Below are 24,789 nucleotides of genomic sequence, written 5' to 3'. Positions count from 1 at the left end.
CATACTCTACCTCCTTGTTTTATCGCATTGTCTCCGCGCAAACGCTTCGCATTTGTCGCGAGGGAACCGGTGTCCACTTCGCGCGAAAATGCTCAGCATCGCCCGCTCAGGTCTTGCGCCCCTCGAGCTGGGCCTTGAGCGCGGCAAGCTTGGCGAAGGGCGAATCCGGATCCGGCTCGCGCTCGGCCGGCCGCGGGCGCTGCGGCTGCTGGAAACGCTCGCCACCGCGATCCTCGCGGCGCGGCCCGCCCGGCCGCTGATCGCGCTTGAACTCGGGCCGCGGACCGCGCCCCTGCTCGGGACGCCCGCCGCGTGGCGGCTGCCCCTGGCGCGGCGCATCGTCGCGCCGTGGTCCCCGCTCCGGGCGCGGCGCAGCAGGTGCGGCTTCCGCACCTGCGGCCGTTGCCGCTGCCGGGCGATCCTGCCCACCCTCGCGCCGCCTGTCGTCGGGCCGCCCGCCGCGGTTGGGCCTGTCGCCGCGACGACCGCCCGGCTGGCGTTCGCCGGGGGCGCCGTCGCGCGGGGCGCCACGGCCAGCCTGCTCGGGCCTGCGCCCGCCCTGATGACGATGCGGCCGCCAGACCTCGATCAGTTCCGGCTCGGCTGGCGCGGGCGTTGCAGTCGCAGCCACCTCGGTCGCCTCGACAGCCTCGCTGGCCTCGGCAGCAGCGTCCACCAGGGCCGGCGCAGCCGTCTCCTCGGCAGTAGCGTCCACCGGTGCCGGCGCGGCCGGCTCCTCGGCGGCAGCCGGCAAGGCCGACATCAGATCGGCGGGAACGGCGACGGGCTCCGGCTCGGGAGCGACAGCCGCCTCGAGTTCCGCCGGGACCGGCGCAACGGCCTCCGTCACCTCGGATACGGACGCCACCTTTCCGGCGACAGAAGCGGGCTCGTCGGAGACCACGCCCTCCGCCGGTTGCTCGGCGGCCTCAGTGGCAACGACAGCCTCATCGACCTTGACCGGCTCCACTTTCGCCGGGGGCGCAGCCAACGGCACGGTGATGGCTGGGCCTGGACGCTTGACCGAGACATAGCCAAGCGAGCGCAGGATCGAGGCGAAATCCTCGCCGGCGCAGCCGACGAGCGAGGTCATCGCGCCGGTGGCGACGAAACCGTCCTGATCGGCGGCGCCAGTCGGCGGCGTGCCTTGGGTAAGGCCCGGACGATAGGCGATCGCCGGCCGGATCAGATCGGCCAGGCGCTCCAGGATATCGACGCGCACGGCGCGCTCGCCGCAGACGCGATAGCCGGCAGCGCGATAGAGCCCCTTGGGAACCGCCTTGTCGACCGCAAACGAGGTCCGGCCCGAGGCCGCCAGATGAGCGATGTCGTCGAGCCCGCTCATCTCCGGCGAGCCGTGCTTCAGGGCCCAGAGCTGGGCCGCGAGCGCCCGCGGTGCCGGCTTCAGCAGCGCCGGCACATAGAGATGGAACGCGCCGAAACGGATGCCGAGCTGGCGCAGGGCGGCACGGCCCTCCTGGTCGAGCGCCTTCATCTCCTCGCCGACCTTGGTGCGCTCGAGCACGCCGAGCGATTCGGCGACCTGGTAAGCGATGCCGCGCGCGATGCCGGTCAGCGTCGTCGCCTCCTCCAGCAGCAGCAGCGCACCGAGCAGGCGGGTGACGTGATTCTTCAGCCAGAGCGTCAGGCGCGTCTCGACCTGCTGGCGCGCCGGCCCCGTCAGATGTTCCTCGACCAACAGGCGCAGGCGCGGCTCGATCGCCTTCTCGCCCGCGACCAGGCGCGCCACCGGCTCACCGACCCAGCGCAGCAAACCGTCATGCGACAACACGAAAGCATCGTCGCCGGCCAGAACGACGCGCGCGGCGCGCGCTTCGATCTCGCTGGCAAGCGCCTTCATCGCAGCCATATTCAGGGCTTTCGCCTCCGGCCCGCCGGCCTTCGGGTCCGCCGTGAAGCGAAACCCCTGCAGCATTCCGACGTGCTGGCCCTCGACGAGCACATCGCCCGCCGTGGTGACCTCAGCCTCCAACATGGTATTCTCCCGCAAACGACGCATCAGCACACTCGTGCGCCGATCCACAAAACGGCTGGCAAGCCTCTCGTGCAAAGCGTCCGACAGCTTGTCCTCTACAAGACGCGCCACCCCCTGCCAATGCTCAGGATCAGGCAACCAGTCGGGACGGTTGGCGACGAAGGTCCAGGTTCGCACCTGCGCGATGCGGGCCGACAGCGTGTCGATCTCGCCATCCGTGCGATCAAGCGCCGAAAGCTGGGCGTGATACCAGTCGATATCAAGCCGGCCATGGCGCATCAGGCGCAGATAAAGCGTCGTCGCGAGGTCCGCGTGCTGCATCGGCGCGATCTTGCGATAATCGGGCAGGCCGCAAACCTCCCAGAGCCGCTCGACCGCAGGACGCCCCTGCGCCAGCGCCTTGACGTCGGGGTCTTTCGCCAGGATTTCCAGCGTCGTCATGTCCTCCGCGATCAGCGCCCGCGTCAGCCCCGGCTCGGAAGGCTGCATGTTGAGGCTGTCGAGCAAACTCTCGATCGAACGCTGGTCGAGATCGGTGTTGCGCCATTGCAACTGCCGAACCGGTTCGAAGCGATGGTTCTCGATCGCATCGACGAGATCGGCCTCGAAGGGCGGGCAACGTCCGCTGGTGCCGAAGGTGCCGTCGCGCAGATGCCGCCCCGCCCGCCCCGCGATCTGGCCGAACTCGGCCGGGTTGAGCTTGCGGAAATGATGGCCGTCGAACTTCTTGTCCGCCGCGAAGGCGATATGGTCGACATCGAGATTGAGCCCCATGCCGATCGCGTCGGTCGCGACGAGATAGTCGACATCGCCGGACTGGTAGATCTCGACCTGCGCATTGCGTGTCCGCGGCGACAAGGCGCCCAGCACCACCGCCGCCCCGCCCTTCTGCCGGCGGATCAGCTCGGCGATGGCGTAGACCTCCTCGACCGAGAAGGCGACGATGGCCGAGCGCGGCGGCAGCCTTGTGATCTTGCGATCGCCGGCGAAGAGCAATTGCGACAGGCGCGGGCGCGTGACGACGTTGACGCCGGGGATGAGCTGCTCGATCAGCGGCTTCATCGTGCCGGCCCCGATCAGCATGGTCTCGGCCCGGCCGCGCCGGTTCATCAGCCGGTCGGTGAAGACATGGCCGCGATCGAGATCGGCGGCGAGCTGGATCTCGTCGATCGCGACGAAATCGACCGCGAGATCGCGCGGCATCGCTTCAACCGTGCAGACCCAGAAGCGCGGCCGCTCCGGCTTGATCTTCTCCTCGCCGGTGACGAGCGCGACAGCGTCAGCGCCGACCTTCTCGACCACGCGGCTATAGACCTCGCGCGCCAACAGCCGGAGCGGCAGGCCGATCATGCCTGTCGGATGCGCCACCATCCGCTCGATCGCGAGATGCGTCTTGCCGGTGTTGGTGGGGCCGAGAACCGCCGTGACGCCGTTTGCACGGACGGAGCGAGGCAAGGGACGAGCTGAAATCAAAACGCGACCGATCGTGACCGCCCGCCCTAGCCGCCCGGCACGCGACTGCGCCGGGTAGCCTCAGGGCGACGACGAGGCATCAGGGGATAGAACAAGTCCTGAACGAAGCAAGCCCGAATCGCTGACTCGGCCTGAATCCGGTTTCGTTCCCGGCAAGATATCGCGGCTCTGGTAAACGCGACCACCCAATCTGGAATCGAACCACCGGCATCATCCATCCTCTCGCGCGCCCGATGCGGCCCAGGGCCGCATCGCGCCTTCGCCTATTTAAGGCTTTCCCGCGCCGAAACGAGAGGGCGCCTCCACGATGGTCTAGATCGCCGGCGCATTCAGCATGTCGTGATCAGCCGAAGACGTCGACGAACACCTGCGCCGCCTCGTCGGGCGCCTCGACATGCACGAAATGCCCGGCGCTCTCGCAGAAGGTGACCTTGGCCTCGTCGAAATGCTCCGGCACGAAAGCCGCCCATTCCGATTTCAGGATCGGGTCATGCCGGCCCCAATGCACCCGCGTCGGCTGGTGGATCCGCACGGATGGCGGCGCGTGGCCGTCGATCGCCGCCAGCCGCAGCGCGTTCTGGCTGCGATACCAGTCGAACCCGCCGCGCAGATTGCCGGGCTTCATGAAATTATCGACCCAGAGCTCGAAGGCCGGCTCGAAGGCATCCTTGCGATGGCACCAATGCGTCAGGAAATGCCCGAGATAGAGCGAGCAGGCCTTGCGGCTCGAACCCACCAGCGCCTCGGCCAGGTTGAGCTGCTGGAACGCCTGGTACCAGACCTCGTTGACGTGCCCGTCATGGACCCAGCGCCCACCGACGCTCGCTGTCGGGCAATTGAAGAACAGCAGCCGCTCGACCGCCTGTGGATGCCGGCGCGCCAGCGCCTGCGCTGCATAGGCCCCGACATCATGGCCGACGACGCCGACCGAATCGAGATCCAGCGCATGCAGCAGCGCAGCCATGTCGTCGGCATGGCAGTTGGCGCCGACATCGCTACGCGGCCCCACCGTCTTAGCGCTATCGCCAAAACCGCGCAGGTCGGGCGCGATCAATCGAAATTCGCCATGCAGGCGATTGATCAGCGGCAACCAGGTCGCCCAGAACTCCGGCCAACCATGCAGCAGCAGGACAGGCGGGCCATCGCCGATCTCGGCGATATGCAGCATGGTATCGCGAACGGCGAGCTGGCGATGGCGCAGGCCCGGCGGAGCGGTGAAGTCGCTGGTCATGGCGTCTTTCTGGCGCAGGCAGTGGCGTCAGGGTAATGCCGGCTCCGTCGCCGCCGCAATCGGCTGCGGAGCATGACGCCCTTGCGGCGGCGGTTCTCCACAGGCGGCTGGAGCGCGTTCGCCCGAACGCAGCGCGCCTCGATCCGTATTCAAAAAGTTACAGCAGGATCGACGCGAAAAACCGGTTCCCGCTTTTTCGCATCCCGCTCTGGCGTCAATTTCCGGCAGTGCTTGCCGTCACGCCCGGATCGACCCTGAAGCTCGAGGCTTCGACCACGGCGGTGCCGATCATCGTCTTCACCGAAATGCGCACCGGGACCATCACATTCGTCCCCGCCACCGGCGCAAGCCAGACGCTGATGTCCTTGTTCTCGGCCATGAACTTGGTGCTGGGCCGCAGCGCCCTATGGCCGGCGATCGGCACATAGCGCACCTGGCAGACCGCGACCGGGCCGCCATAACCGTCCAGCTTGACCTCCCGGGAGCCGGCATAGCTCATCTTGATGTCATAGCGGGCCGCACCGTCGAAGATCGGCAGCGTGCGATTGCAGGCACTCGCGCTGCCGCCCTTGCCGTCGACAGGCATCAGGAAAGCGCTGAGCGGATCCAGGATATTGCGCTTGTGGCTGTCCGCCAGGGGTACGCGGTCCGGCTTGAAGTCGATCGGCGGAACGATCTCGATCGCCTGGACATTGCCACCCCCGAGCGCCATGCGCACAGTCCGGCTCTCGCTGGAGCTGGCGGAGCTGATCGCGAAGGTCGCTGCCATCGGCTTGCCGGCGCTCATATTGCCGGTCGCCGCGCCCGAGCCGCGCCCGCCGGTGAAGCCGCCGACCAATCCGGTCAGCTTCGCCACGATGTCGAGCTTGTAGCCGCCGGAATCGACGCCGCCGCTGAGATTCGCCGTACCGAGCGTCAGCCCCAGCAGCGAGACCTGGTATTTCGCGTCGAGTGAAGCGGCCTGCGCCGGCAGGCTGGTCGCCGCCAGCATCGCGACAAAAGACAACCTGGCGACGAAGGATAACCCGGCCAGGGACGGCGCGATGGCGGGTTTCATCCGTTTCCTCCGAAGCTTGGGGTATGATTTGCAATGCACTGCGAATCGGTCTGAATCGTGACCTGTTTCGCGGCATTTGGCGAGCCGCGCGCCAGTCCGGTGTCTCGCTAGCGCTGATATCGGCAACAGCGCACTGACGCCGACGAGTTCTCCTTGACGCCGCCGCCCACCTTGGCTATGGAACCGCGACTTCAATTTGACTTCCGGTGCTCATGTCCGGCACGTCGCGTGTCGGCATTTTTATTTGAGCGAACCGGTTGCAGCAAGGAACGATGACATGGCCCGCCGTTGCGAACTGACCGGGAAAGGTACCCTGACCGGGCACCTCGTCAGCCACTCGAACCGCAAGACCAAGACGGTTTTCCGTCCCAACCTCGTGCAGGTCACGCTGCAGTCGGATGCGCTGGGCCGTTCGGTTCGCCTGCGCGTCTCGGCCAATGCCCTGCGCACGGTCGACCATCGCGGCGGCCTCGACGCCTTCCTGGTCAAGGCTCCGGCCGCCGACCTTTCGGCTGGCGCCCTGACCCTGAAGCGCGACATCGAGAAGAAGCTCGCCACCGCCTGAGCGATCGAGTTCTTCACGATTGAATGAAGCGGCCGCGAGGCCGCTTTTTTCGTTTGGGCCGGGCCCCACCGTCATGGTCGACCTTGTGTCGACCATCCACGTCTTCGCTGTTCGAGGGCCGTGTCCAAGACGTGGATGCTCGCCACAAGGGCGAGCATGACGGCCTGTGCATCCCCCCTCAAACCAACTCGAATTCCAGCAGGATCGTCCGCTGCAGGAACGAGAAATTATCGTCCGAGATCAGGGTCAGGATCGTCCGCCCTTGCTCCAGATGGACGGACAATCCCTCCATATTATCGATCTCCTGGCCGAGATCGGCCTCGATCAGATAGGGTCCATCGAGCAGCGCACCTGGCTTGATGCCTGCCCCCGCGATCCGGCGGATGCGCATGCCGACGCCGCGCAGCGGCCGATACCAGCGCTCCAGCACCAGCATGTCGCCGCCGGGCAGGAAGGCGAGATCGGTAATGTCGAAACCGTCATGGCGCGCGAGCTGGAACAGGCCCGGCTGCCGGCCACTGAGGATGATGCCGAGCGTCGGGTCGTTCTCGCCGCCCGAGCGCTCGGCGATGGCGACGAGCGCGCCCGCGAGCGGATGGCCGGCTGGCGCGACGCCGATCGCCTCCAGCCCACGATTGCTCGACAGGCGCTTGACCTCGCGCGGCACCGGCACGATACGGGCGCGCGCCGCGACGCCTTCTTTCGCCCAGTCGAAGCGCAGGATGTCATGCGTCCGCTCGACGCCGATATAGGCGACGCCGTCCGCGATCGTCAGGCTCTCCGTATCATAATAGCGCGAGCGGTGCAGCGGCTTGCCGGACGCCCCCAGGATGGGCGCAAGCTCCGCCCCGTCGAGCGCGACGATACGGCCGCCTTGCGAGCGCGGCTTCGCCGTCAGCCAGAAGCCGTTATCTGTGATGGAAACGAGCTCGGCCCCGTCGGGAGAGCGCCACAATCCGGAAAAACCGCCGAAGCGCGGATGGTTTGCGGTCAGGACAAGCCCGCCACGAAAGCTCAACTGGCCGAAGCGCGTCTTCTCGGGGCTGCGAGGCTCGAACGCCTTGATCGGACGCGCCGAGATCGTGATCGGTATGCGGGTCTGTTCGAGACCCTGCGCCCGCGCAATTGGCGCGATGGCCGCCGAAGCCAGCCCGGCCAACGCGCCCCGCCGCGTCAGCCTCACTGCAGGCGCCGCGATCCGCGCGATTTCGTCGCCAGCCCGGCATCCTCCTCGAAGAGCTCCGCCAGCTTCTCGGTCATGACGCCGCCAAGCTCCTCGGCATCGACGATGGTGACGGCGCGGCGGTAATAGCGTGTGACGTCATGGCCAATGCCGATGGCGATCAGCTCGACCGGCGAACGCGTCTCGACCTCGGCGATGACATGGCGCAGATGCCGCTCGAGATAATTGCCGGCATTGACCGAAAGCGTGGAGTCGTCGACCGGCGCGCCGTCAGAGATCACCATCAGGATCTTGCGCTGCTCCGGGCGCGCCAGCAGGCGCTTATGCGCCCAATCCAGCGCCTCGCCGTCGATATTCTCCTTCAGCAAACCCTCGCGCATCATCAGCCCGAGATTCTTGCGCGCCCGACGCCAGGGCGCGTCCGCGGCCTTGTAGATGATGTGGCGCAGGTCGTTGAGACGGCCGGGAGCCGCCGGCTTGCCCGATTGCAGCCAGGCTTCGCGCGAAAGCCCGCCCTTCCAGGCTCGCGTGGTGAAACCCAAAAGCTCGACCTTGACGCCACAGCGCTCCAGCGTGCGCGCCAGGATATCGGCGCAGGTCGCCGCGACCGTGATCGGCCGGCCGCGCATCGAGCCGGAATTGTCGATCAGCAGCGTCACCACCGTATCGCGGAAATTCACGTCCGATTCCTGCCGGAAAGAGAGCGGCTGGTAGGGATCGATGATGATGCGTGGCAGACGGGCGGGGTCGAGCGCGCCCTCCTCCAGGTCGAACTGCCAGGAGCGGTTCTGCTGCGCCATCAGCCGGCGCTGCAAGCGGTTGGCAAGCCGAGCCACCACGCCCTGGAGATGGGCGAGCTGCTTGTCGAGATAAGCCCGCAGCCGCGTCAGCTCTTCGGCGTCGCAGAGCTCCTCGGCCGTGACGACCTCGTCGAATTTCTGCGTATAGGCCTTGTAGTCCGTCACCGGGCGGTCGTTCTGCTTGCCCTCGCGCGGACGCGGCGCTTCGCCGGCTTCCTCGGACTCGGAATTCTCGTCCTCGTCCTCCCAGTCACCGGCCGGCGCGTCGGTCGCCTCCGAGGCGCCCTCCTGCAATTCCTCAGTCGCGTCGTCGCTGACCTCGACCTCGGAACGCTCGCCCTGGCTCTCCTGCTCGGCCTCGCCGTCCTGCTGCTGCTGATCGTCGGAGGATTGGTCCTGGTTGTCCTCGTCCTGCTCGTCGTCCTGGCCCTGGCTGGTTTGCTCGGCCATGTCGAGCGAGGCCAGCATGTCGCGCACGGTCCGGGCGAAGGCGCGCTGATCCTCGACGGATTTCGCCAGACGGTCGAGATCGGCCCCGGCCTTAGCCTCGATCTGCTCGCGCCAGAGATCGACCAGCTTCTCGGCAGCCTTGGGCGGCCTCAGCCCCGTCAGGCGCTCACGCACCATCAAGGCGAGCGCATCCTCCAGCGGCGCGTCGGCGCGGTCAGTGATCTCCTCATAGCGCCCGCCGCGATGGTAGCGGTCCTCCAGCATGGCGGTGATGTTGCCGGCCATGCCGCTCATCCGGCGCGAACCGACGCATTCGACGCGCGACTGCTCGACGGCGTCGAACACGGCGCGCGCCGCATCGCCCTCGGGCGCGGCGCGGCGATGCACGGTCGCGTCATGGCAGGCGAGCCTGAGCGCCATCGAATCGGCATGACCGCGCAGGATCGCGACATCCTGGACAGTGAGCTTGCGCGGCGGCTCGGGCAGGCGGGCGCGCTCGCCGACGAGCGAGGGTTTGTCGGCCGCGAAGACGATCTCCATCTCGGGCTTGCGCGCGATCGCCTTCATCGCGCCCGAAATCGCGCGCTTCAGCGGCTCCGCTGGCGCTTCCTTGGTCTGGCCGGGCTTGCGATTGGAGATGCTCATAGCGCCTTCGTGAAGTGATGAATGCGATGACCGGCTACGGGATAGTCCTCCATCCGGCCGCATTCGCGATAGCCCAGCCGAGGATAGAAATCCGGCGCCTGCAGACTCATCGTGCTCAGATAGACGCCGCGCGCACCATGATCCCGCGCGGCCTGTTCGGCTTGCACCACCAGTGCCTCGCCAAAGCCAGCACCGCGATGACCTCCGTCGACCCAGAGCAGGTCGACATGGAGCCACTCCCATTTCAGCTCGCCGACGAGGCCGCCGACGATCGCACCGCTCTCGTCGCGCAAGCTGATCGCGAGCGGTTTCGTATTGCGCGAACCGATCTGCGCCTCGTTATAAGCGGCCAGGCCGCGCAGAACCGCAGCGCGCGTCTCGTCCTGGTTCGGTTCGACGACGATCGCGACCATCTCCACTCCTAGCGCGAACGCCCATCATACGGTGCCGACTGCAACTCGGCCGGCTCGACGCCGCTCAGGCAGCGCGCATTAATCGCGACCATCGGCGTGCCATCCGGCAAACTGGCGCGCGCAAAGGATTCGATGCCGCAACTCTCGCAGAACAGATGCTGGATCTTCTGCGTGTTGAAGCGGTACTCGGTCAGCGCATCCTCGCCCTTCAGCAGGGTGAAGTTCTGCGCCGGACTGAAGGCCAGCACCGAGCCGCGGCGCTGGCAATAGGAGCAGTTGCAGGTGATCGTCTGGTCGAGATCGACTTCGACCTCATAGGCGACGCGGCCGCAATGGCAGCTTCCCTCGTAGCGCGCGCTCGCCATGACCGGCCGCTCCTGTCAGCTGAGGACCACGTTCACCGCGCTCTCCGGCAGCTCCTTGCCGAAGGAGCGCTGGAAGAACTCGGCCACCAGCGCGCGCTCCATCTCGTCGCATTTGTTCAGGAACGTCACCCGGAAGGCGAAGCCGACATCGCCGAAGATCGCGGCATTTTCGGCCCAGGTGATCACGGTACGCGGGCTCATCACGGTCGAGAGATCGCCGTTCATGAAGGCGTTGCGGGTGAGATCGGCGACACGGACCATCTTGTTGACGATGTCCTTGCCCTCCGGCGAGGCCTGATAGTGCTTCGACTTGGCGAGCACGATCGCGACTTCGTTGTCGTGGGGCAGGTAGTTCAGCGTGGTCACGATCGACCAGCGGTCCATCTGGCCCTGGTTGATCTGCTGCGTGCCGTGATAGAGGCCCGACGTGTCGCCCAGGCCGACCGTATTGGCGGTGGCGAAGAGGCGGAAGCAAGGGTGCGGGCGGATGACGCGCTTCTGATCGAGCAGCGTCAGCTTGCCGGACTGCTCGAGCACGCGCTGGATCACGAACATCACATCGGGACGGCCGGCGTCATATTCGTCGAAGACCAGCGCGATGTTGTTCTGCAAGGCCCAGGGCAGGATGCCGTCCTGGAACTCGGTGATCTGCTTGCCTTCCTTCAGCACGATCGCGTCCTTGCCGACGAGATCAAGCCGGGAGACGTGGCTGTCGAGGTTGACGCGCACGCAGGGCCAGTTCAGGCGAGCAGCAACCTGCTCGATATGGGTCGATTTGCCGGTGCCATGATAGCCCGAGATCATCACACGGCGGTTATGCGCAAAACCGGCCAGGATCGCGATCGTGGTGTCGCGGTCGAAGCGGTAATCCGGATCGAAATCGGGAACATGCGCCTCCGCCTTGGAATAGGCCGGCACTTCGAGGTCTGAATCAATCCCGAAGGTCTGACGCACCGACAACTTCATGTCGGGAAGGCCTTGGGCGGTCGTCGTCGTCATCTGGCTTGTCTCCGGGCATGGGACAGGTCCGGGAGAGGACCGGTTGTCCCAAGAGCCGACCGAAAAAGGGAGGCGTACGTTGTCTAACTAAAGCGAAAGACCGGCAGCGGCAATTCGCAAACCGCCGGGACGGGAATTCCCGGCAGACATGCCGGCTTCGCAACAGACATGCCAGCAGGCCTGCTTATGCGAAGAAAACGCCGAGAGCATTGCGCGAAAAAGTGGGTACCAGTTTTTCGCGAGAGCAAAGCTCTCAACTTTTAGTATCGATCACCGCTGCTCGAGCAGCCGCGCCACGATGCCGCAAACCGCTTCCCCACCACTGCGGTCGATCGTCACGCCCCGCTCGGGAGCGTCGTTCAGCATCGATTCGACGGCCTGCGTCAGCAGCATTGGCGTGAGCAGAGTTTCACCATCGAGGCGCAGGCAACGCGCCAACCCCGCCCGTTCCATCGCCTCCGCTCGTATCGCCTGCTCGGTCTCGTTGCCGGCATCGAACGGCACGACGATCGCCGACCGGCCGGCCGCCACCAGATCAAGCACCGTATTGTAGCCAGCCTGGCTGATCGACAGCGCGCAGCCCGCGAGCAGCGCCGGAAAATCCGGCCGCGCCCATTCCACGGTCACATGGGCGGGTGCTGAATCCCGCAGACCCGCGAACGCCGCCTCGGATACGCCTCGCCCGACGAGGATGCGCCAGCCTCGCGCCGGGCCAAGCAAGCCGGCGGCAGCCACGCAAAGCTCAAACAGCGGCAGCGCGGCCGCCGAGCCGCCGCCGGAGACGATGATTTCGCCACTCTCGATCGGGGCCGCTTTCGCCACCGCATCCGCCAGATAACCCGTGTAGTGCAGCCGCCCGGTCAATTCCGGCGACGCCGGCCAGGATGCCTCCAGCGGCAGGAAGGCGGCATCGCCATGCACCAGCACGCCGTCGAAATGGTTCGCGATGCGCTGCTCCGCCTCCGCAACCCGGTCGGTACGCGGGGCGACCAGCACGTCACGGATCGAGGACAGCACCAGAACCTGCGGATTCGCCGCCTTCGCGGCGGCAATCAGCCCCATGAACTCGCCGGCGAGTTGCCGCCGCCCGAATGGGAAATGCTCGGTGACGACGACATCAGGCAGCAAGGACATCGCAAGATCGCTCAGCATCGCCTGCCGCATCGCGCGGCGTTCTGAATCGATCGGCTGCCCGGCCTCGTCGAGCAAATTGCGGAAATCGACGCCCTCGACCTTGACCGGAGGAAGCTGCACGAAAGCGAAGGGTTCGTCCTGCCGCGCAGCCGCAGGCATGCCGCCGCTCGCCAGCGTCACCTCATGTCCCGCCCCGGACAGCGCCCGCGCCAGATGCCGCGCCCGCACGAGATGGCCACTGCCCAGGAGATGCGTCACGGCGATCAGGATGCGTGGCATCAATCACGCCCGCCTGATCGAACCGCACTCACGAGCTTCCGATGAATGCGGTCGAGCCCGGCTGCAGCCGAAAAATCCTGCGTCAGCCTTGCATGCGCCGCAGCGCCCAACGCCGCTCGCCGTTCCGGTGCCATCGCAAGCTCAGCCACGGCCTGTGCCAGCGCAGCGACGTCGCCGGGTGCAACCAGCAGACCCTCGACACCATCGCGGACGAATTCGGGAATGCCGGCGAAATCCGTCGCGACGATCGGCAGCGCCTGGCTTGCTGCTTCCATCACCACATTGGGCAGGCCGTCGCGGTCACCATTATCGGCCTGCTTCGAAGGCAGCACGAAAAGATCGGCCTCGCGCAAGGCGGTGACGACCGCAGCCTGCGCCTGCGGCCCGGCCCAGATGACGCGCTCCGACAACCCGAGCACTTCGGCCAGTATCTTCAGCGTCTTCAGTTTCTCGCCGCCGCCGATATGGGTCAAACGCCAATGCAGCGTGGCTGGCAAACGCGCCAGCGCCGCCAGCAGATCGTCGAAGCCCTTCTTCTCGACCGCACGGCCAATGGTGACGAAGCGCACCGGATCGGCCGGATCGCTGCCATCGCGCAGCGGGCGTAAAGGCGGGCTCGGAAAGCGGGCGAGGTCGAGCCCATGATAGACCAGCGCGACCTTGTCGGCCCGGTCGCCGAGGCGCGCCAGCTCGGCATGGCCATCGCGCGTGCAGGTCACGCCCCAGGCCGCAGCCGCGATCTTCTCGCGCTTCTCCCAGTCCGGCGTCGTCCAGATATCTTTGGCATGGGCCGAGAACGACCAGCTCAGCCGGCGCAGCAACGCCACATAACGGATCACCGAGGCCGGCGTGTGCAGATAATGGACATGCAGATGCACGATGCCCGCCGGCAGTTCATGCGCCATCACACAGGCCTGGCCGAGCCGGCGCAAGCGGTTGCGCGTCGGATCGCGAACGAGGTCGCGCAGGAAGACGGCGGCGAGCCTGAACGCTCCCAGCCGTCGCAGCGCGCTCAAGGCGCCGCGCAGAACGCGGCGGGGATCGTCATGCAGATATTCCGGCAGATAGGTCACCGGCGCAGTGATCTGCTTGTGCATCAGATGGCGATCGGCGTCGGTGGGATGACGCAGCGACCAGATCGCGAAGGGCAGGCCGCGCTGCTGCAGCCCGAGCAGCTCCTGGGCGATGAAGGTCTCCGACAGGCGCGGATAGCCCTTCATCGCAATCGCGACGAGCGGCTCGGGCCCGGCGCTCATCGCGCGCCGATCAGCATGAAGCGCGTATAGTTCTTCGTCGGCAGCGCTCCAGCGAACCAGGTCTCGGACAGGTTCGCCTGCTCCTGGAACGCACCGAGCGAGGCGACGCAGCTGCGGTGATCGGGCTCGCGGAAATAATCGTTCGATTGCAGCAGCAGGGGCAGGCCTGCCGGCAGGGTCGCAAGCCAGCCCGGCACATCGTCGAGATGCTCGCAGCTCGTATTGATGACGAGGCCGGGTCGCCTGTCTTGCGCCGCGAAATCGAGGCCTGTCATGTCGGCGGTGATTGCGCGAAAACGCTTGGCCGCGACATGGCGATGGTTCAGCGTCTCGGCGACAATGGCGCAACCCGGATCGATATCGAGGCTCACGACCTCGCTGATCGCCAAGCGCGGCTCTTCCAGCAGCAGCGCGCCGAGCACGCCATACCAGGCGCCAAGCACCCAGACGGGGCCGTCAGGACGCGGCAAGGTCGCAGCCAACGTCTCGACCAGCCATTGCTTCGAGGCGATCTGCTTGTGGTTGACGGCGATCGAGAGATCGACTGGGGCGCCCTTGCCGTAGAGCCGCGCGATGTCGGCGGCCACGGGATTGCGCGTCAGCGCCGCGACACCGCGCAGGATGTCGTGAAAGGCCTCCGAGGGCTCCTGGGTCATGCCGTCTCTGTCAAAGCGGGACAAAATCGGCGGGACCATAGGCAAGCCCGAGCGCAAAGGCCAGCCACCCGCCGCGGGCTCAGATCGGTGTCTTCCTGGTGTTTTCCGCTGCGCTCGACTTGCCGGCCCTGGACCTGCGGCCTCGCTTCGCGGGAGGCTGCGGCGCGGGCGCGGCTTCCTCCTGCAGTGTACCCGCCCCGGACAAGGGCTCGTGCTCGTGCTCGCTGGTGGCCTCCATGGCCGATGCATCGGGGGCAGCGGCCGGCTCCGGCAATCCTGTCGAATCTGTCTCGCTGGCAGGAGCGAGCTCCTGATCATCGCCGTCGCGTTCGGCCAGTTCCGGCGCGCTGGCGAAACCATAGGCGGTCAGCGGCTTCTCGCGCCCCTTGATCGAGATCTTCAACGGCGTCGTGCCGCGATAGCCCCGGCCGGTAACGCGTATCGTCTCTTCCGACACGACGAGATCCGACAGCACGCGCCGCGTCGCCGATTCAAGTTGGCTTGCGATCATCACCGTCTCTCCGACCGTGATCTCGCGCCGGCCGAGGCTCTCGCTCTCGACGGAGCCGACGATCGCCTGACCGGTATGGATGCCGATGCCGATCCGCAGCGGCAAGGGCAATGCCGCTCCGAATTCGCGGTTCAGCGCCTCGACGGCGCGCACGATGTCTCCGGCCGCGCTGATCGCAGCCTGGGCGGCGCGCGCCGGCGTGCCCTCCAACCCGAATACCGCCATGAAGCCATCGCCATAGAAGGCATCGATCCGCCCGCCATGCGCGGCGATGGCCTGCGCCATCTCGTCGAAGAAGCGGTTGAGCAGGCCGATCAGCTCCTGCGGCAATTGCCGCTCAGACAGGGCCGAGAATGCGCGCAGATCCGCAACGATCACGGTCAGCCCGCGCTTGCCGGCCGTCGCCTCGGGTTCGGTCGCGCGCGTGGCGGCGCCCAGTCGCGAGGCCAGGAGGATCTGGACCTGCAAATCGTCGCGCGGCCTGATCTGGCAGGCGAGGCGAACGCGGTCCGGCGCCGAGATCCGGCGCAGCAGCCTGGCCTCGTTCGGTCCGGGTGCCGGCAGCTTGTCGCCACCGTCGAGCACCAGCACGCGGCAGGTCGCGCAGCGGGCCCTGCCGCCGCAGAGCGCCGCATGCGGGATGCCGAAGCGCCGGAACATCTCCAGCACAGTCAGCCCCGGCGTGAGCTTGCGCACGCCATGGCCGACGAAGCGCACGGTGATGTGTCGGGTGGTGCGAACCCTGATCTCGCGGATCGCGACGAAGCCGACGAAACAGCCGACGAGGCCGTAGAACGCCGTCTTCGCCCAGATCACGTTCTGGTTGAACATGGTGACCGCCGAGTCCGAATAGGTCTCCGGCGGCAGTTGCATGTGCCCGGCCTCACGCGCCGCTACGGCAAAACCGATCAGCGCCAGGATTGGCAGCAGGATCGCGGCAAGCATGAACGGGTCGCGCCAATGCTGATAGCTCTCGCGCGAGCGCAGTGAGAAATGCAGGCCGATGATGCCATGCGTCCAGACCAGCAGCAGCAGGATGGTCTGCGAAAACGCCAGGTTCGGCCAGAGCCGGCGCAGCACCGCGTGATAGCTCTCGTCGAGATTGAAGAACGTGCCCATCACCCGCGTCCCGACGATATGATCGACGAGAAAGAGCGGGATCATGACGCCGAGGCCGATCTGCAGTATCTCGCGCGCCGGCATTTTGAAGGTGCGGCGCTGCGCCACCCGCAGCAGCGCAAACAGCGGATGCACGATCAGCGCGGCGTAAAGCGCAACCGTACCCGGCCAGGAATGCCAGAACCCGTAGCGCCAGTTCTGCACGGCCTCCATCGCCTCGAGCCCTGCGATGCCGGCGGCATGGTTGAGGAAATGCGTCGTCGCGAAAGCGAGCAGCACCATGCCCGAGGCGAAGCGGATGTCGCGGCTCCAGGACGAGACCTGGTCCATACCCGCCCCGAAACCCGCACCCTGCCTGTTGCTGCCGACCGTCTGGGGCAGACTCATGCCACTACCCGCCTCATCAATGGACCTTTTCGTCGTGCAGCACGAAATCCGCCAGGCGATATAGCCGCGCGGCAAGATCGCGCGACAGGGCTATGCTGAAATCGGGAATCGTTTCCAGCAGTTCGAAGAACAGATCCTTCGGCAGCCGCAGCGTGCTGACATCGCTCTTGGCGGTGACCTCGCCGACATAGGACTGGCCGCAGAGGATGGGCACGTCGCCGATGATGCTGCCCGACGCCAGCAGGAAGCGCTTGCTGCGCCCGTCGCTCCGCTCATGCGAGATCTCAACCTCGCCTTCCAGGACGACATAGACGCCTTCCGGCATTTCTCCTTCGGCAATGATCCGTGCGCCCGCGTCGAAATGCAGGCGCTCGCCCATCAGCGCGACGAGCTTCAGCCGGGGCCCGGGGAGCGAGCGAAACAGCGGCACCCTTCGCAGGCATGTGATGTCGGTTTCGAGCGTCATGGTCGCGCCTCCAGCCGTTCGGCATCCTGACGCAGCGGCAGATCTGCCGCGACTTCGTCCTCGCCGTCCCGGTCGTCGTCCTCAATCACGCCAGACGGTCCGCTGAACACGACCCGCGGCGAGATCCCCGCTGAAAGACTAGCATCCCCAAGAAGAAGGAACAGTGTCATGCCGGCGCAATGTTCGCGCAGCCGGGCGATCAGCGCCTCGGGCTCCGGGCTGGTCGCGATCAGCGCCGCCACATCGAGCACTGCGATTTGCGGCGCCTTGATCAGGGCCTGCGCCAGAGGTACCGCAAGCTTGAGACGCCCGGGCAGGAAGCGCCCGCGAATGCCGCAATCGGTGTTGAGGCCGATCCGGTAGAGATCGCCATCGAGACCCGCCCGCGCCAATGCGGCCCGCACGATTCCCGCGACCTTCTTGCGCGCATCGGCTATGCCATAGCCGATGCGGCCGAACATCAGGTTGTCGCGCAGGCTCGCGCCCAGCATCACCTTGCCGGGATCGTAGAAGTCGACGTCATGGACGGCATCCGCCGGCAGATGAGCCTTGAAGCTCGCCCTCGCCCGCATGATCCGCCGCCGCAGCCGGTCGTCGAGCAGATTCAGCCGGTGCTTCGGCTCGATATAGCCGAGCGCGAGCGCAAGCAGATCGCGCTCCGTCTCGGAATCGAGCGGCGCGCGCATGTCCTGCTTGCTCAAAGTCGCGGACAGTTCGGTCAATCGCTCCATGCCGAAGCCCGCGCCGAAGGAGTAGCGCTCGAACAGGGCGTGGCCCTGCGGCAGGCCTTCAAAGATCTCGACCACCGTCGCCACGATGCGCGAGCCGACCTCGATCAGCGGCGCGACCAGCGCCTCCGCCGCCAGGATGGCATGGGCATAAGGCTCGAACAGCAGCGTCTCGTTGGCGAAGCGCGGCGTCCGCCGCGCGCCGAAGATCAGGTTCTCAGCGACAGTCGCATTGGCGTTGTAGCGCTGCGGATCGAAGGTCTCGATCAGCCCGGCGAGCTTGCTGCGGCCGAGCTCTTCCGCAACGGCGCCCCGCGCTAGGACGATCTGCTCCTTGGCGTTCTCGTTCAGAGAGGCCAGCACCTTGCCGTCGAGGCCAAGCTCATAAACGTCCTCGGCGCAGCCCAGCACCTTGAGCACATCCTTGATATGCTCCTCCAGTGAAGCGGCATCGGTCACCCCCGCGCCCTCGTAATCGGTCCAGTCGGCGGTGAAGGAGAACGGCGTGTTGCCGGAGCGGATCGACTCCATGAAGACCCGGTGATCCTCTTGGCTGACCTTGCCGGTCGGCTTCATGCTCGGCCGGCGTCGCTTCAGCGGCAGCAGGATGTTGTCGCGCAGCGTGCCGGCGATGATCTCGGCTTCGTTGCCGGCATAGCCGATCATGTGGCTCGCGCGCTCGACCGACATCCGGCCGAGATTGTTCGCATCGATCATGACGCGCCCGGAATAGGCCATGGCCTGACGCCCGAGGATGCGGCCCAGGACCTCGCGCGCCCCGCCATTGGGGCCGATGATCGCGACCGCGCCCGGCCGCTGCAAGCGCAGCGTCAAGGGCGACAGCAAGGGCTGGCCGCGATTGTCGAGCATCTGCACGGCCTCGAGCCGGAGCTGCCCCAGCTCGGGCAGAGGCTTCACCCCGTCGGCCTCCTCCAGCACGACCGCCTCGTCGGTGTTGAACTGGGCGATGACCTGTTCGTATTTGATCGTGACGTCGTTGCGCTGCTGGTCCCAGTCGATCAGTTCCTTGATCGGGGGCGGCAGGTCGCGATAGGCGGCGATGACGGCCACGAGCTGACCGATGTCGAGCCGGCCCTGCAGCGCGAAGAAGCCGCCCACCGCGTAGAAGAAGAACGGCGTGATCTGGGCCAGGAGGTTGTTCAGGAACTTGACTGCGAATTTGCGCTTGTAGAGCGCGTAGCGGATGTCGAAGAGCTTCCCCAGCCGGCCGGCGATGTCCGACTGCACATAATTCGTCGCGCCATGGCCCTGGATCGTCGGCCCGGCGTCGACGATCTCGCCGATGCGCCCGGCGAGCTGGCGCGACTCGATCTGGCGCTGGCGGCCGAGCCTGAGCTGCTCCTTGCGCAGGATCGGGATGATGATCGCCTGCAGCAACACGATCACGAGCGCAATCGAGCCGAGCCACATGCTCTGCGCCATGATGAAGACCAGTGCCGTCAGCGCCTGGCTCAGCAGGAAGACAGGCTGGATGAAGGCCTCGCCGACGAAGCCGCCGATCGGCTCGACCTCGTCCTTGATCATGCTGGCGACCTCGGCGGGCTTGACCGCGCGGATCTCCTCTGGCCGAAAGCGCATGAGCTGGCTGAACAAATCGTAGCGCATGCGCCTGAGCATGCGCTCGCCGAGAATACCCTTGCGCAGGTTGATGACGTATTTGAACGCGCCATTGATCAGCACCAGCACCAGGAAACACCCGCTCAGCCCGAACAGCAGTCCGAGCTGGCCGACCTGGAAGCCCTCGAACAGCTTGTAGCTGGCGCCGCCGAGCCAACCCGGCATGTGCAGGGTGAACTCCAGCAGCGTCGCGGTGGTCTTGCCGTTCTTGAAGGCGCCGCCCTGGATCGCATCGTTGACGATGCGCTTGGGCACATCGAACGACGCCCAGTAGAAGGCGATCGAGACGAGGATGATGAGCAGGACGATGATCTGATCGCCGCGGCTCTTCTGCCAGACATAACGGAAGAGGTTGGTCTCCAACGGCGATCCTGTCCGGCGGGCCGCGCCCGTCTTCTCATCTTCTGCTCCCCATATGTGGTCAGCCTCGGCCGCAGTGCAATGTGGGTGCGCCGTGCGGGCAGCGCTTGCCCCGGCAATGCGGCCATGTTTCGATCACGATCTAGTGGAGGAGTTCGATGAGGCTGGGTTCGATCGACCGGGCGTGCCGGCTGCTGTGCCTCGCGCTCGCGCTTGGCGGCGTGGGCTGGACAGTGCGCGCCGAGACTGCGGGCGACCCTGCGCGGCTCCTCCTGAAGGACGATTTCGAGGCCGGCCGGTTCGCGCCGGAAGGCGGCCTGTATTACAAGGACAACCCTGAACAGCGCGACGGCAGTGTCACCTTCCAGAGCCGCAACGTCATGACCGGCCTCAGCGCGCTGACGCTCTCGGTCAAGCCTGCCTGTCCGCCGCAGCAGAGGCGCTGCAGCGAACGCGCCGAGATTTGGGAAACGCCTGAGGTGCTCGCCCGCTACGATCAGACGCTTTGGTATGGTTTTTCGGTTTTCCTCGACGATCCTGTCCCTCAGGACGACGGTCGCCATGTACTGGCGCAGTGGAAGCGCGAGATCGTTCCAGGAGCCAAGGGCGACTACTCCCCCTTCCTGGCGCTCAGACTCTTTGAGGGGCATCTCGGCGTCACCATCGAAACCGACATGATCGAGACCTTTCCGATCGGCAGCGCGGCCCGACCGAAGGGCTGCCTGCCCGGCGAAGCCCTGGCCGTGAACCGTCAGGCGGCGCGCCAGACGCGGGCCCTCGTCGCGATCGAAAGCGGCACGACGCGCAAGAGCTATCCAGCCTATTTCGATTCCTGCGCGCCAGGCATCATGGTGACGCGCCATGCCGACCTGCCTTCCGCCCGGAAGGGCTGGATCGACTTCGTGTTTCGCTCGAGCCCGGGACCAGCCGGCAACGGGCATGTCGAAATCATCGCCGATGGCGTGCACGTTGCCACCGTCAAGGGCCATATCGGCCATAGCGGACCCGGCCTCGACAAGAACCAGTACTTCAAGTTCGGCCCCTACCGCGCCCCCAACCCGCAGAGCTGGAGCCTGACCTTCGACGACTTTCGGCGCGGGCCGCGTTGCGCGGACGTCATCCGTTCCGGGCAATGTCCCGCCGAATGAGTTTATGTCGAAAGCCATTGGCAATGCGGCTCTTTCAACGTCTAGTGATCGCACTTGGACGTAAGGCAACATCGGAAGCCAATCGGCGTTAGTGACGTATGGATATCCTGCGGATCAGCGATCTACGCATCGGCTTCACGATTCACGGGCTTGCTCGCGATGTCGTGAAGGGCGTCAGCCTGCGCGTGCCGCCCGGCAAGACGGTCGCGCTCGTCGGCGAGTCCGGTTCCGGCAAATCGGTGATCTCGCAGGCGATCATGGGGTTGCTGCCGCGCGCCGGGGCGATCACGGGCGGCGAGATCCTGTTCCGCGATCCGCTGACGCCAGGCGCCTCGATCGACATCGCCGGACTGCCCTCGGAAGGGCGCGAGATCCGGGCGCTGCGCGGCGGGCGCATCGGCATGATCTTCCAGGAGCCGATGTCCTCGCTCTCGCCGGTGCACACCATCGGCAACCAGATCGAGGAAGCGCTGCAGCTGCACCGCCCGACGCCCAAGGCGCAGGCGCGCGAGCTGATCGAGGTCATGCTGAAGCGCGTCGGCTTCAAGGACCCGCATCGCGCCTTCGGCTTCTACCCGTTCGAGCTTTCGGGCGGCCTGCGCCAGCGCGCCATGCTCGCCATGGCGCTGATCTGCCAGCCGGCCTTGCTCATCGCCGACGAACCGACGACGGCGCTCGACGTCACCATCCAGGCCCAGGTGCTCGACCTGATGCGCGATCTCCAGGCCGAGATGGGCATGGCGATCCTGCTGATCACCCATGATCTCGGCGTCGTCGCCAACATGGCCGACGAGGTGGTGGTGATCTACCATGGCGAGATCATGGAAAGCGGCCCGGTCGAGGACATCTTCCGCCGGCCGCGCCACCCCTATCTCAAGGCCCTGCTCAAGGCCTCGCCGCATTTCGACATGCGGGAGGGCGAGCGCCTCGTCGCCTTGCGCGAGGCAAGGACCCGCCCCGTCGTCGCAGCAAGGCCCGCCGCGCCGAAGAATGCGGCCCCCCTGCTCAGCGTGAGCAATCTGCGCAAGACCTACACGACCGGCTCGCGGAAGTTCTTCGGCAAGGGCACGCTCTCGACCGTCGTCGCGGTCGACGATGTGAGCTTCGAGATCAGGCGCGGCGAATGCCTTGGCCTCGTCGGCGAGAGCGGCTGCGGCAAGACCACCGTCAGCAAGATCATCATGCGGGCGGTGACGCCCGACGAGGGCAGGATCGTCTTCGATGACGGCCAGACCTGCACGGATGTGCTGGGGCTGCAGGACGAGGCGCTGCGCGCCTTCAGGCCGAGGGTCCAGATGATCTTCCAGGATCCGGTCTCGTCGCTGTCGCCGCGCATGACCGTGATGAACATCCTGCGCGAGCCGCTGGTCGTCCACGACCGTGGTGAAGGGGGCGAGCAGACCGCCCGCGTCAAGGCGCTGATGGAGGATGTCGGGCTCGACCCACGCTTCCTCAACCGGTATCCGCATTCCTTTTCCGGTGGCCAGCGCCAGCGCATCGGCATTGCGCGAGCGCTTGCGCTCGATCCTGACCTGATCATCTGCGACGAGCCCGTCTCGGCGCTCGATGTTTCGGTCCAGGCCCAGATCCTCAACCTGCTCAAGGATCTGCAGGCTGAGCGTGGCCTGACATTCCTGTTCATCTCGCACAATCTCGCGGTCGTGAACTACATGGCCGACCGCATCGCCGTGATGGCCAATGGCCGTATCGTCGAGATCGCCCCACGCCACGCGCTGTTCAACAATCCGGTGCACCCCTACACCAAGGCGCTGCTCAAATCGGTGCCTTTCGCCGATCTCGATCGCAAGCTCAACTTCAAGTTGGTCGCGCCCGGCGGCGCCTCCGACTCCACGCATTGGGCATCAGCCTTCAGGCAGGAAGAGAACGGCCCGGCGCTGGCGCATCTGCCGCTCGGCGACGGGCATTTCGTTCTCGCGCAGGCCGGCGCATCCGTCAGGGAGGTGGCCTGATGAACGGCTTTCCGCGCAAGCCTTCGCGCCGAGCGGCCCTCGCGCTCGGCTCCGCCGCCATCGCAGCAGTGGGCCTGCCGCGCCTGGCGCTCAGCCAGCCACAAACGCCGCTGAGGCTGGTCGACAGCCCCTTCTTCGCCAAGCAGGTCGCGGACGGCACGCTGCCGCCCGTCGCTCAGCGCGCGCCAAGCTCTCCCCGCATCATCACGGTGTCTGGAGACGGGCGAGAAGCAGGCCGCCATGGCGGTACTATGCGCATGCTGATGGGCGACCAGCGCGACATCCGCATGATGACGATCTACGGCTATGCCCGCCTCATCGTCTATGACGACAATCTCGAGCTCGCCTCCGATATCCTCGAGAGTTTCGATGTCGAGGATGGGCGCATCTTCACACTGAAACTGCGCCCCGGCCATCGCTGGTCGGACGGCTCGCCCTTCACCACCGAGGATTTTCGCTACTGGTGGGAGGATGTCGCCAACAACAAGCGGCTTTCGCCCGGCGGGCCGTCCCAGGCGCTGATTGCGGCCGGCAAGACGCCGACCGTCGAGGTGCTGTCGCCGACCGAGATCCGCTATAGCTGGGAGGCGCCGAACCCGGTCTTCCTGCCTTCGCTCGCCGGGGCGCAGCCGGCCTATATCTACATGCCCTCGGCCTATCTGAAGCAGTTCCACGAGCGCTATGCCGACAAGGCCACGCTCTCCTCGCGCGTCAAGAGCGCGCGCGTAAAGGACTGGGGTTCGCTGCATGAGCGCATGTCGCGGATGTACCGGCCGGAGAACCCCGAGCTGCCGACACTCGATCCCTGGCGCAACACCACGCCGCTGCCGGCCGAGCAGTTCACCTTCCTGCGCAACGCCTATTTCCACCGCATCGACCAGAACGGTTTGCAACTGCCCTATGTCGACCAGGTCACGCTGACGATCGGCACCAACTCGCTGATCCCCGCCAAGACCGCCGCCGGCGAGAGCGATCTGCAGGCCCGTTATATCCGCTTCGACAACTACACCTTCCTCAAGGACGCCTCGAAGCGGATGAACATCGACGTCAAGCTGTGGAAGCGGGCGGAAGGCGCCTGGTTCGCCTTGATGCCGAACCTCAACGCCATCGACCCGGTCTGGCGCGACCTCAACCGCGATGTCCGCTATCGGCGCGCGCTCTCGGTGGCGATCAACCGAAAGGACGTCAACAAGGTCATCTTCTTCGGCCTTGCCAAGGAGAGCGGCAACACCGCCCTGCCCGAAAGCCCGCTCTACGACGCCAAGCAGGCTGGGTTGTGGATGGAGCAGGACAAGGCACTGGCCAACCGCCTGCTCGACGAGATCGGGCTGGTGAAGCGCGATCTCGAAGGCATCCGCCTGCTGCCGGACGGGCGCCGCCTCGAATTCACCATCGAGACCTCCGGCGAAAGCACCGAGGAGACCGACATCCTCGACTTGATCAAGCAGGATCTGGTCGCAGTCGGGGTCAAGATCTATCCCCGCTCGACGCAGCGCGACGTCTTCCGCCGCCGCATCCTGGCCGGCCAGACCATCATGTCCGCCTGGGTCGGCATGGATAATGCCCTGGTCGCTCCCGAGATGGAGCCCGATGCGCTGGCGCCCACATCTGCCTCGCAGTTCAACTGGCCGCGCTGGGGCCAGTTCCTGGAGAGCAGCGGTCGCGAGGGCGAGGAACCCGACATGCCCGAGGTCAAGGAACTCGTCAGGCTCTATCACGCCTGGCGCCGCAGCGCGACGCATGAGCAGCGCCGGCAGATCTGGCGTGACATGCTCAGGATCAATGCCGAACAGCTCTTCACCATTGGCATCGTCAACGGCACGCTGCAGCCGGTCGTGGTCTCGCGCACCTTGCGCAACGTGCCCGACAAGGGGCTCTACAGCTTCGAGCCCGGCGCCTTCTTCGGCCGCTACATGCCCGACACCTTCTGGTTCGACCCGAGCAAGGCACAGGTCTGAGC

General features: G+C 66.2%; 18 protein-coding genes. 4 read left to right on the top strand and 14 right to left on the bottom strand.

Annotation, left to right across the window (positions count from 1 at the left end; translation table 11 throughout):
- Positions 1–106 precede the first annotated feature (106 nt).
- From ACSQ3P_RS19115 to ACSQ3P_RS19105, 3 genes are all read right to left on the bottom strand, one after another.
- Positions 107–3,466: a helicase-related protein gene (locus tag ACSQ3P_RS19115; protein ID WP_436167190.1), complete on the bottom strand. Its 3,360-nt coding sequence runs from the start codon at positions 3,464–3,466 to the stop codon at positions 107–109.
- 346 nt (positions 3,467–3,812) lie between these two features.
- Positions 3,813–4,700, bottom strand: coding sequence for an alpha/beta fold hydrolase (locus ACSQ3P_RS19110; RefSeq protein WP_436167076.1), 888 nt, complete (start codon positions 4,698–4,700; stop codon positions 3,813–3,815).
- Positions 4,701–4,914: 214 nt separating this feature from the next.
- Positions 4,915–5,757: a DUF3108 domain-containing protein gene (locus ACSQ3P_RS19105; protein ID WP_436167075.1), complete on the bottom strand. Its 843-nt coding sequence runs from the start codon at positions 5,755–5,757 to the stop codon at positions 4,915–4,917.
- Positions 5,758–6,034: 277 nt separating this feature from the next.
- Here ACSQ3P_RS19105 and rpmB point away from each other — a divergent pair, with 277 nt between their 5' ends.
- Positions 6,035–6,322 (top strand): 50S ribosomal protein L28, encoded by a 288-nt coding sequence (gene rpmB, locus ACSQ3P_RS19100; RefSeq protein WP_103718345.1) that lies wholly within the window; start codon positions 6,035–6,037, stop codon positions 6,320–6,322.
- A 178-nt stretch (positions 6,323–6,500) separates the two neighbouring features.
- Here the strand turns inward: rpmB and ACSQ3P_RS19095 are convergent, their stop codons facing one another.
- From ACSQ3P_RS19095 to ACSQ3P_RS19045, 11 genes are all read right to left on the bottom strand, one after another.
- The gene (locus ACSQ3P_RS19095; RefSeq protein WP_436167074.1) at positions 6,501–7,505 is read right to left on the bottom strand and encodes an esterase-like activity of phytase family protein; all 1,005 of its coding nucleotides are present in this window, start codon (positions 7,503–7,505) and stop codon (positions 6,501–6,503) included.
- On the bottom strand, positions 7,502–9,400 hold the full coding sequence (gene cobT, locus ACSQ3P_RS19090; protein WP_436167073.1) for a cobaltochelatase subunit CobT: 1,899 nt from the start codon (positions 9,398–9,400) through the stop codon (positions 7,502–7,504). Before cobT ends, ACSQ3P_RS19095 begins: the two co-directional genes overlap by 4 nt.
- The gene (locus tag ACSQ3P_RS19085; protein WP_436167072.1) at positions 9,397–9,813 is read right to left on the bottom strand and encodes a GNAT family N-acetyltransferase; all 417 of its coding nucleotides are present in this window, start codon (positions 9,811–9,813) and stop codon (positions 9,397–9,399) included. The genes cobT and ACSQ3P_RS19085 overlap by 4 nt, the downstream gene beginning before the upstream one ends.
- Positions 9,814–9,821: 8 nt before the next feature.
- On the bottom strand, positions 9,822–10,178 hold the full coding sequence (locus ACSQ3P_RS19080; RefSeq protein WP_436167071.1) for a GFA family protein: 357 nt from the start codon (positions 10,176–10,178) through the stop codon (positions 9,822–9,824).
- Positions 10,179–10,193: 15 nt separating this feature from the next.
- A complete protein-coding gene (gene cobS / locus ACSQ3P_RS19075) occupies positions 10,194–11,177 on the bottom strand; it encodes a cobaltochelatase subunit CobS (RefSeq protein ID WP_436167070.1) in 984 nt (327 codons plus the stop codon).
- A 270-nt stretch (positions 11,178–11,447) separates the two neighbouring features.
- Positions 11,448–12,590 (bottom strand): glycosyltransferase family protein, encoded by a 1,143-nt coding sequence (locus ACSQ3P_RS19070; RefSeq protein WP_436167069.1) that lies wholly within the window; start codon positions 12,588–12,590, stop codon positions 11,448–11,450.
- Positions 12,590–13,846, bottom strand: coding sequence for a glycosyltransferase (locus tag ACSQ3P_RS19065; RefSeq protein ID WP_436167068.1), 1,257 nt, complete (start codon positions 13,844–13,846; stop codon positions 12,590–12,592). The genes ACSQ3P_RS19070 and ACSQ3P_RS19065 overlap by 1 nt, the downstream gene beginning before the upstream one ends.
- Complete coding sequence (locus ACSQ3P_RS19060; RefSeq protein WP_436167067.1) at positions 13,843–14,502, bottom strand: class I SAM-dependent methyltransferase; 660 nt, start codon at positions 14,500–14,502, stop codon at positions 13,843–13,845. Before ACSQ3P_RS19060 ends, ACSQ3P_RS19065 begins: the two co-directional genes overlap by 4 nt.
- 79 nt (positions 14,503–14,581) lie before the next feature.
- Positions 14,582–16,519 carry an adenylate/guanylate cyclase domain-containing protein gene (locus ACSQ3P_RS19055; protein WP_436167066.1) on the bottom strand — a complete coding sequence of 646 codons (1,938 nt, stop codon included), beginning with the start codon at positions 16,517–16,519 and terminating at the stop codon, positions 14,582–14,584.
- A gap of 16 nt (positions 16,520–16,535) precedes the next feature.
- Positions 16,536–16,985: a cyclic nucleotide-binding domain-containing protein gene (locus ACSQ3P_RS19050; RefSeq protein WP_069688726.1), complete on the bottom strand. Its 450-nt coding sequence runs from the start codon at positions 16,983–16,985 to the stop codon at positions 16,536–16,538.
- A complete protein-coding gene (locus tag ACSQ3P_RS19045; RefSeq protein ID WP_436167065.1) occupies positions 16,982–19,714 on the bottom strand; it encodes an ABC transporter transmembrane domain-containing protein in 2,733 nt (910 codons plus the stop codon). The genes ACSQ3P_RS19050 and ACSQ3P_RS19045 overlap by 4 nt, the downstream gene beginning before the upstream one ends.
- A 155-nt stretch (positions 19,715–19,869) precedes the next feature.
- Between ACSQ3P_RS19045 and ACSQ3P_RS19040 the strand changes: the two genes are divergently transcribed.
- The 3 genes from ACSQ3P_RS19040 to ACSQ3P_RS19030 all read left to right on the top strand — a co-directional run bounded on the left by ACSQ3P_RS19040 (position 19,870) and on the right by ACSQ3P_RS19030 (position 24,787).
- Entirely contained in the window at positions 19,870–20,859 is a 990-nt protein-coding gene (locus ACSQ3P_RS19040) for a heparin lyase I family protein (RefSeq protein ID WP_436167064.1), read from the top strand.
- A gap of 98 nt (positions 20,860–20,957) precedes the next feature.
- Complete coding sequence (locus ACSQ3P_RS19035; RefSeq protein WP_436167063.1) at positions 20,958–22,829, top strand: ABC transporter ATP-binding protein; 1,872 nt, start codon at positions 20,958–20,960, stop codon at positions 22,827–22,829.
- Positions 22,829–24,787, top strand: a complete 1,959-nt coding sequence (locus ACSQ3P_RS19030; RefSeq protein ID WP_436167062.1) for an ABC transporter substrate-binding protein — start codon at positions 22,829–22,831, stop codon at positions 24,785–24,787. Before ACSQ3P_RS19035 ends, ACSQ3P_RS19030 begins: the two co-directional genes overlap by 1 nt.
- Positions 24,788–24,789: the final 2 nt, after the last annotated feature.

Origin of the sequence: Allobosea sp. LjRoot9 (assembly GCF_964252745.1) — a bacterium.
Taxonomy (GTDB): domain Bacteria; phylum Pseudomonadota; class Alphaproteobacteria; order Rhizobiales; family Beijerinckiaceae; genus Allobosea.
The sequence above is the reverse complement of the archived record's forward strand: the minus strand, read 5'-3'. Positions and strand labels throughout refer to the sequence as shown.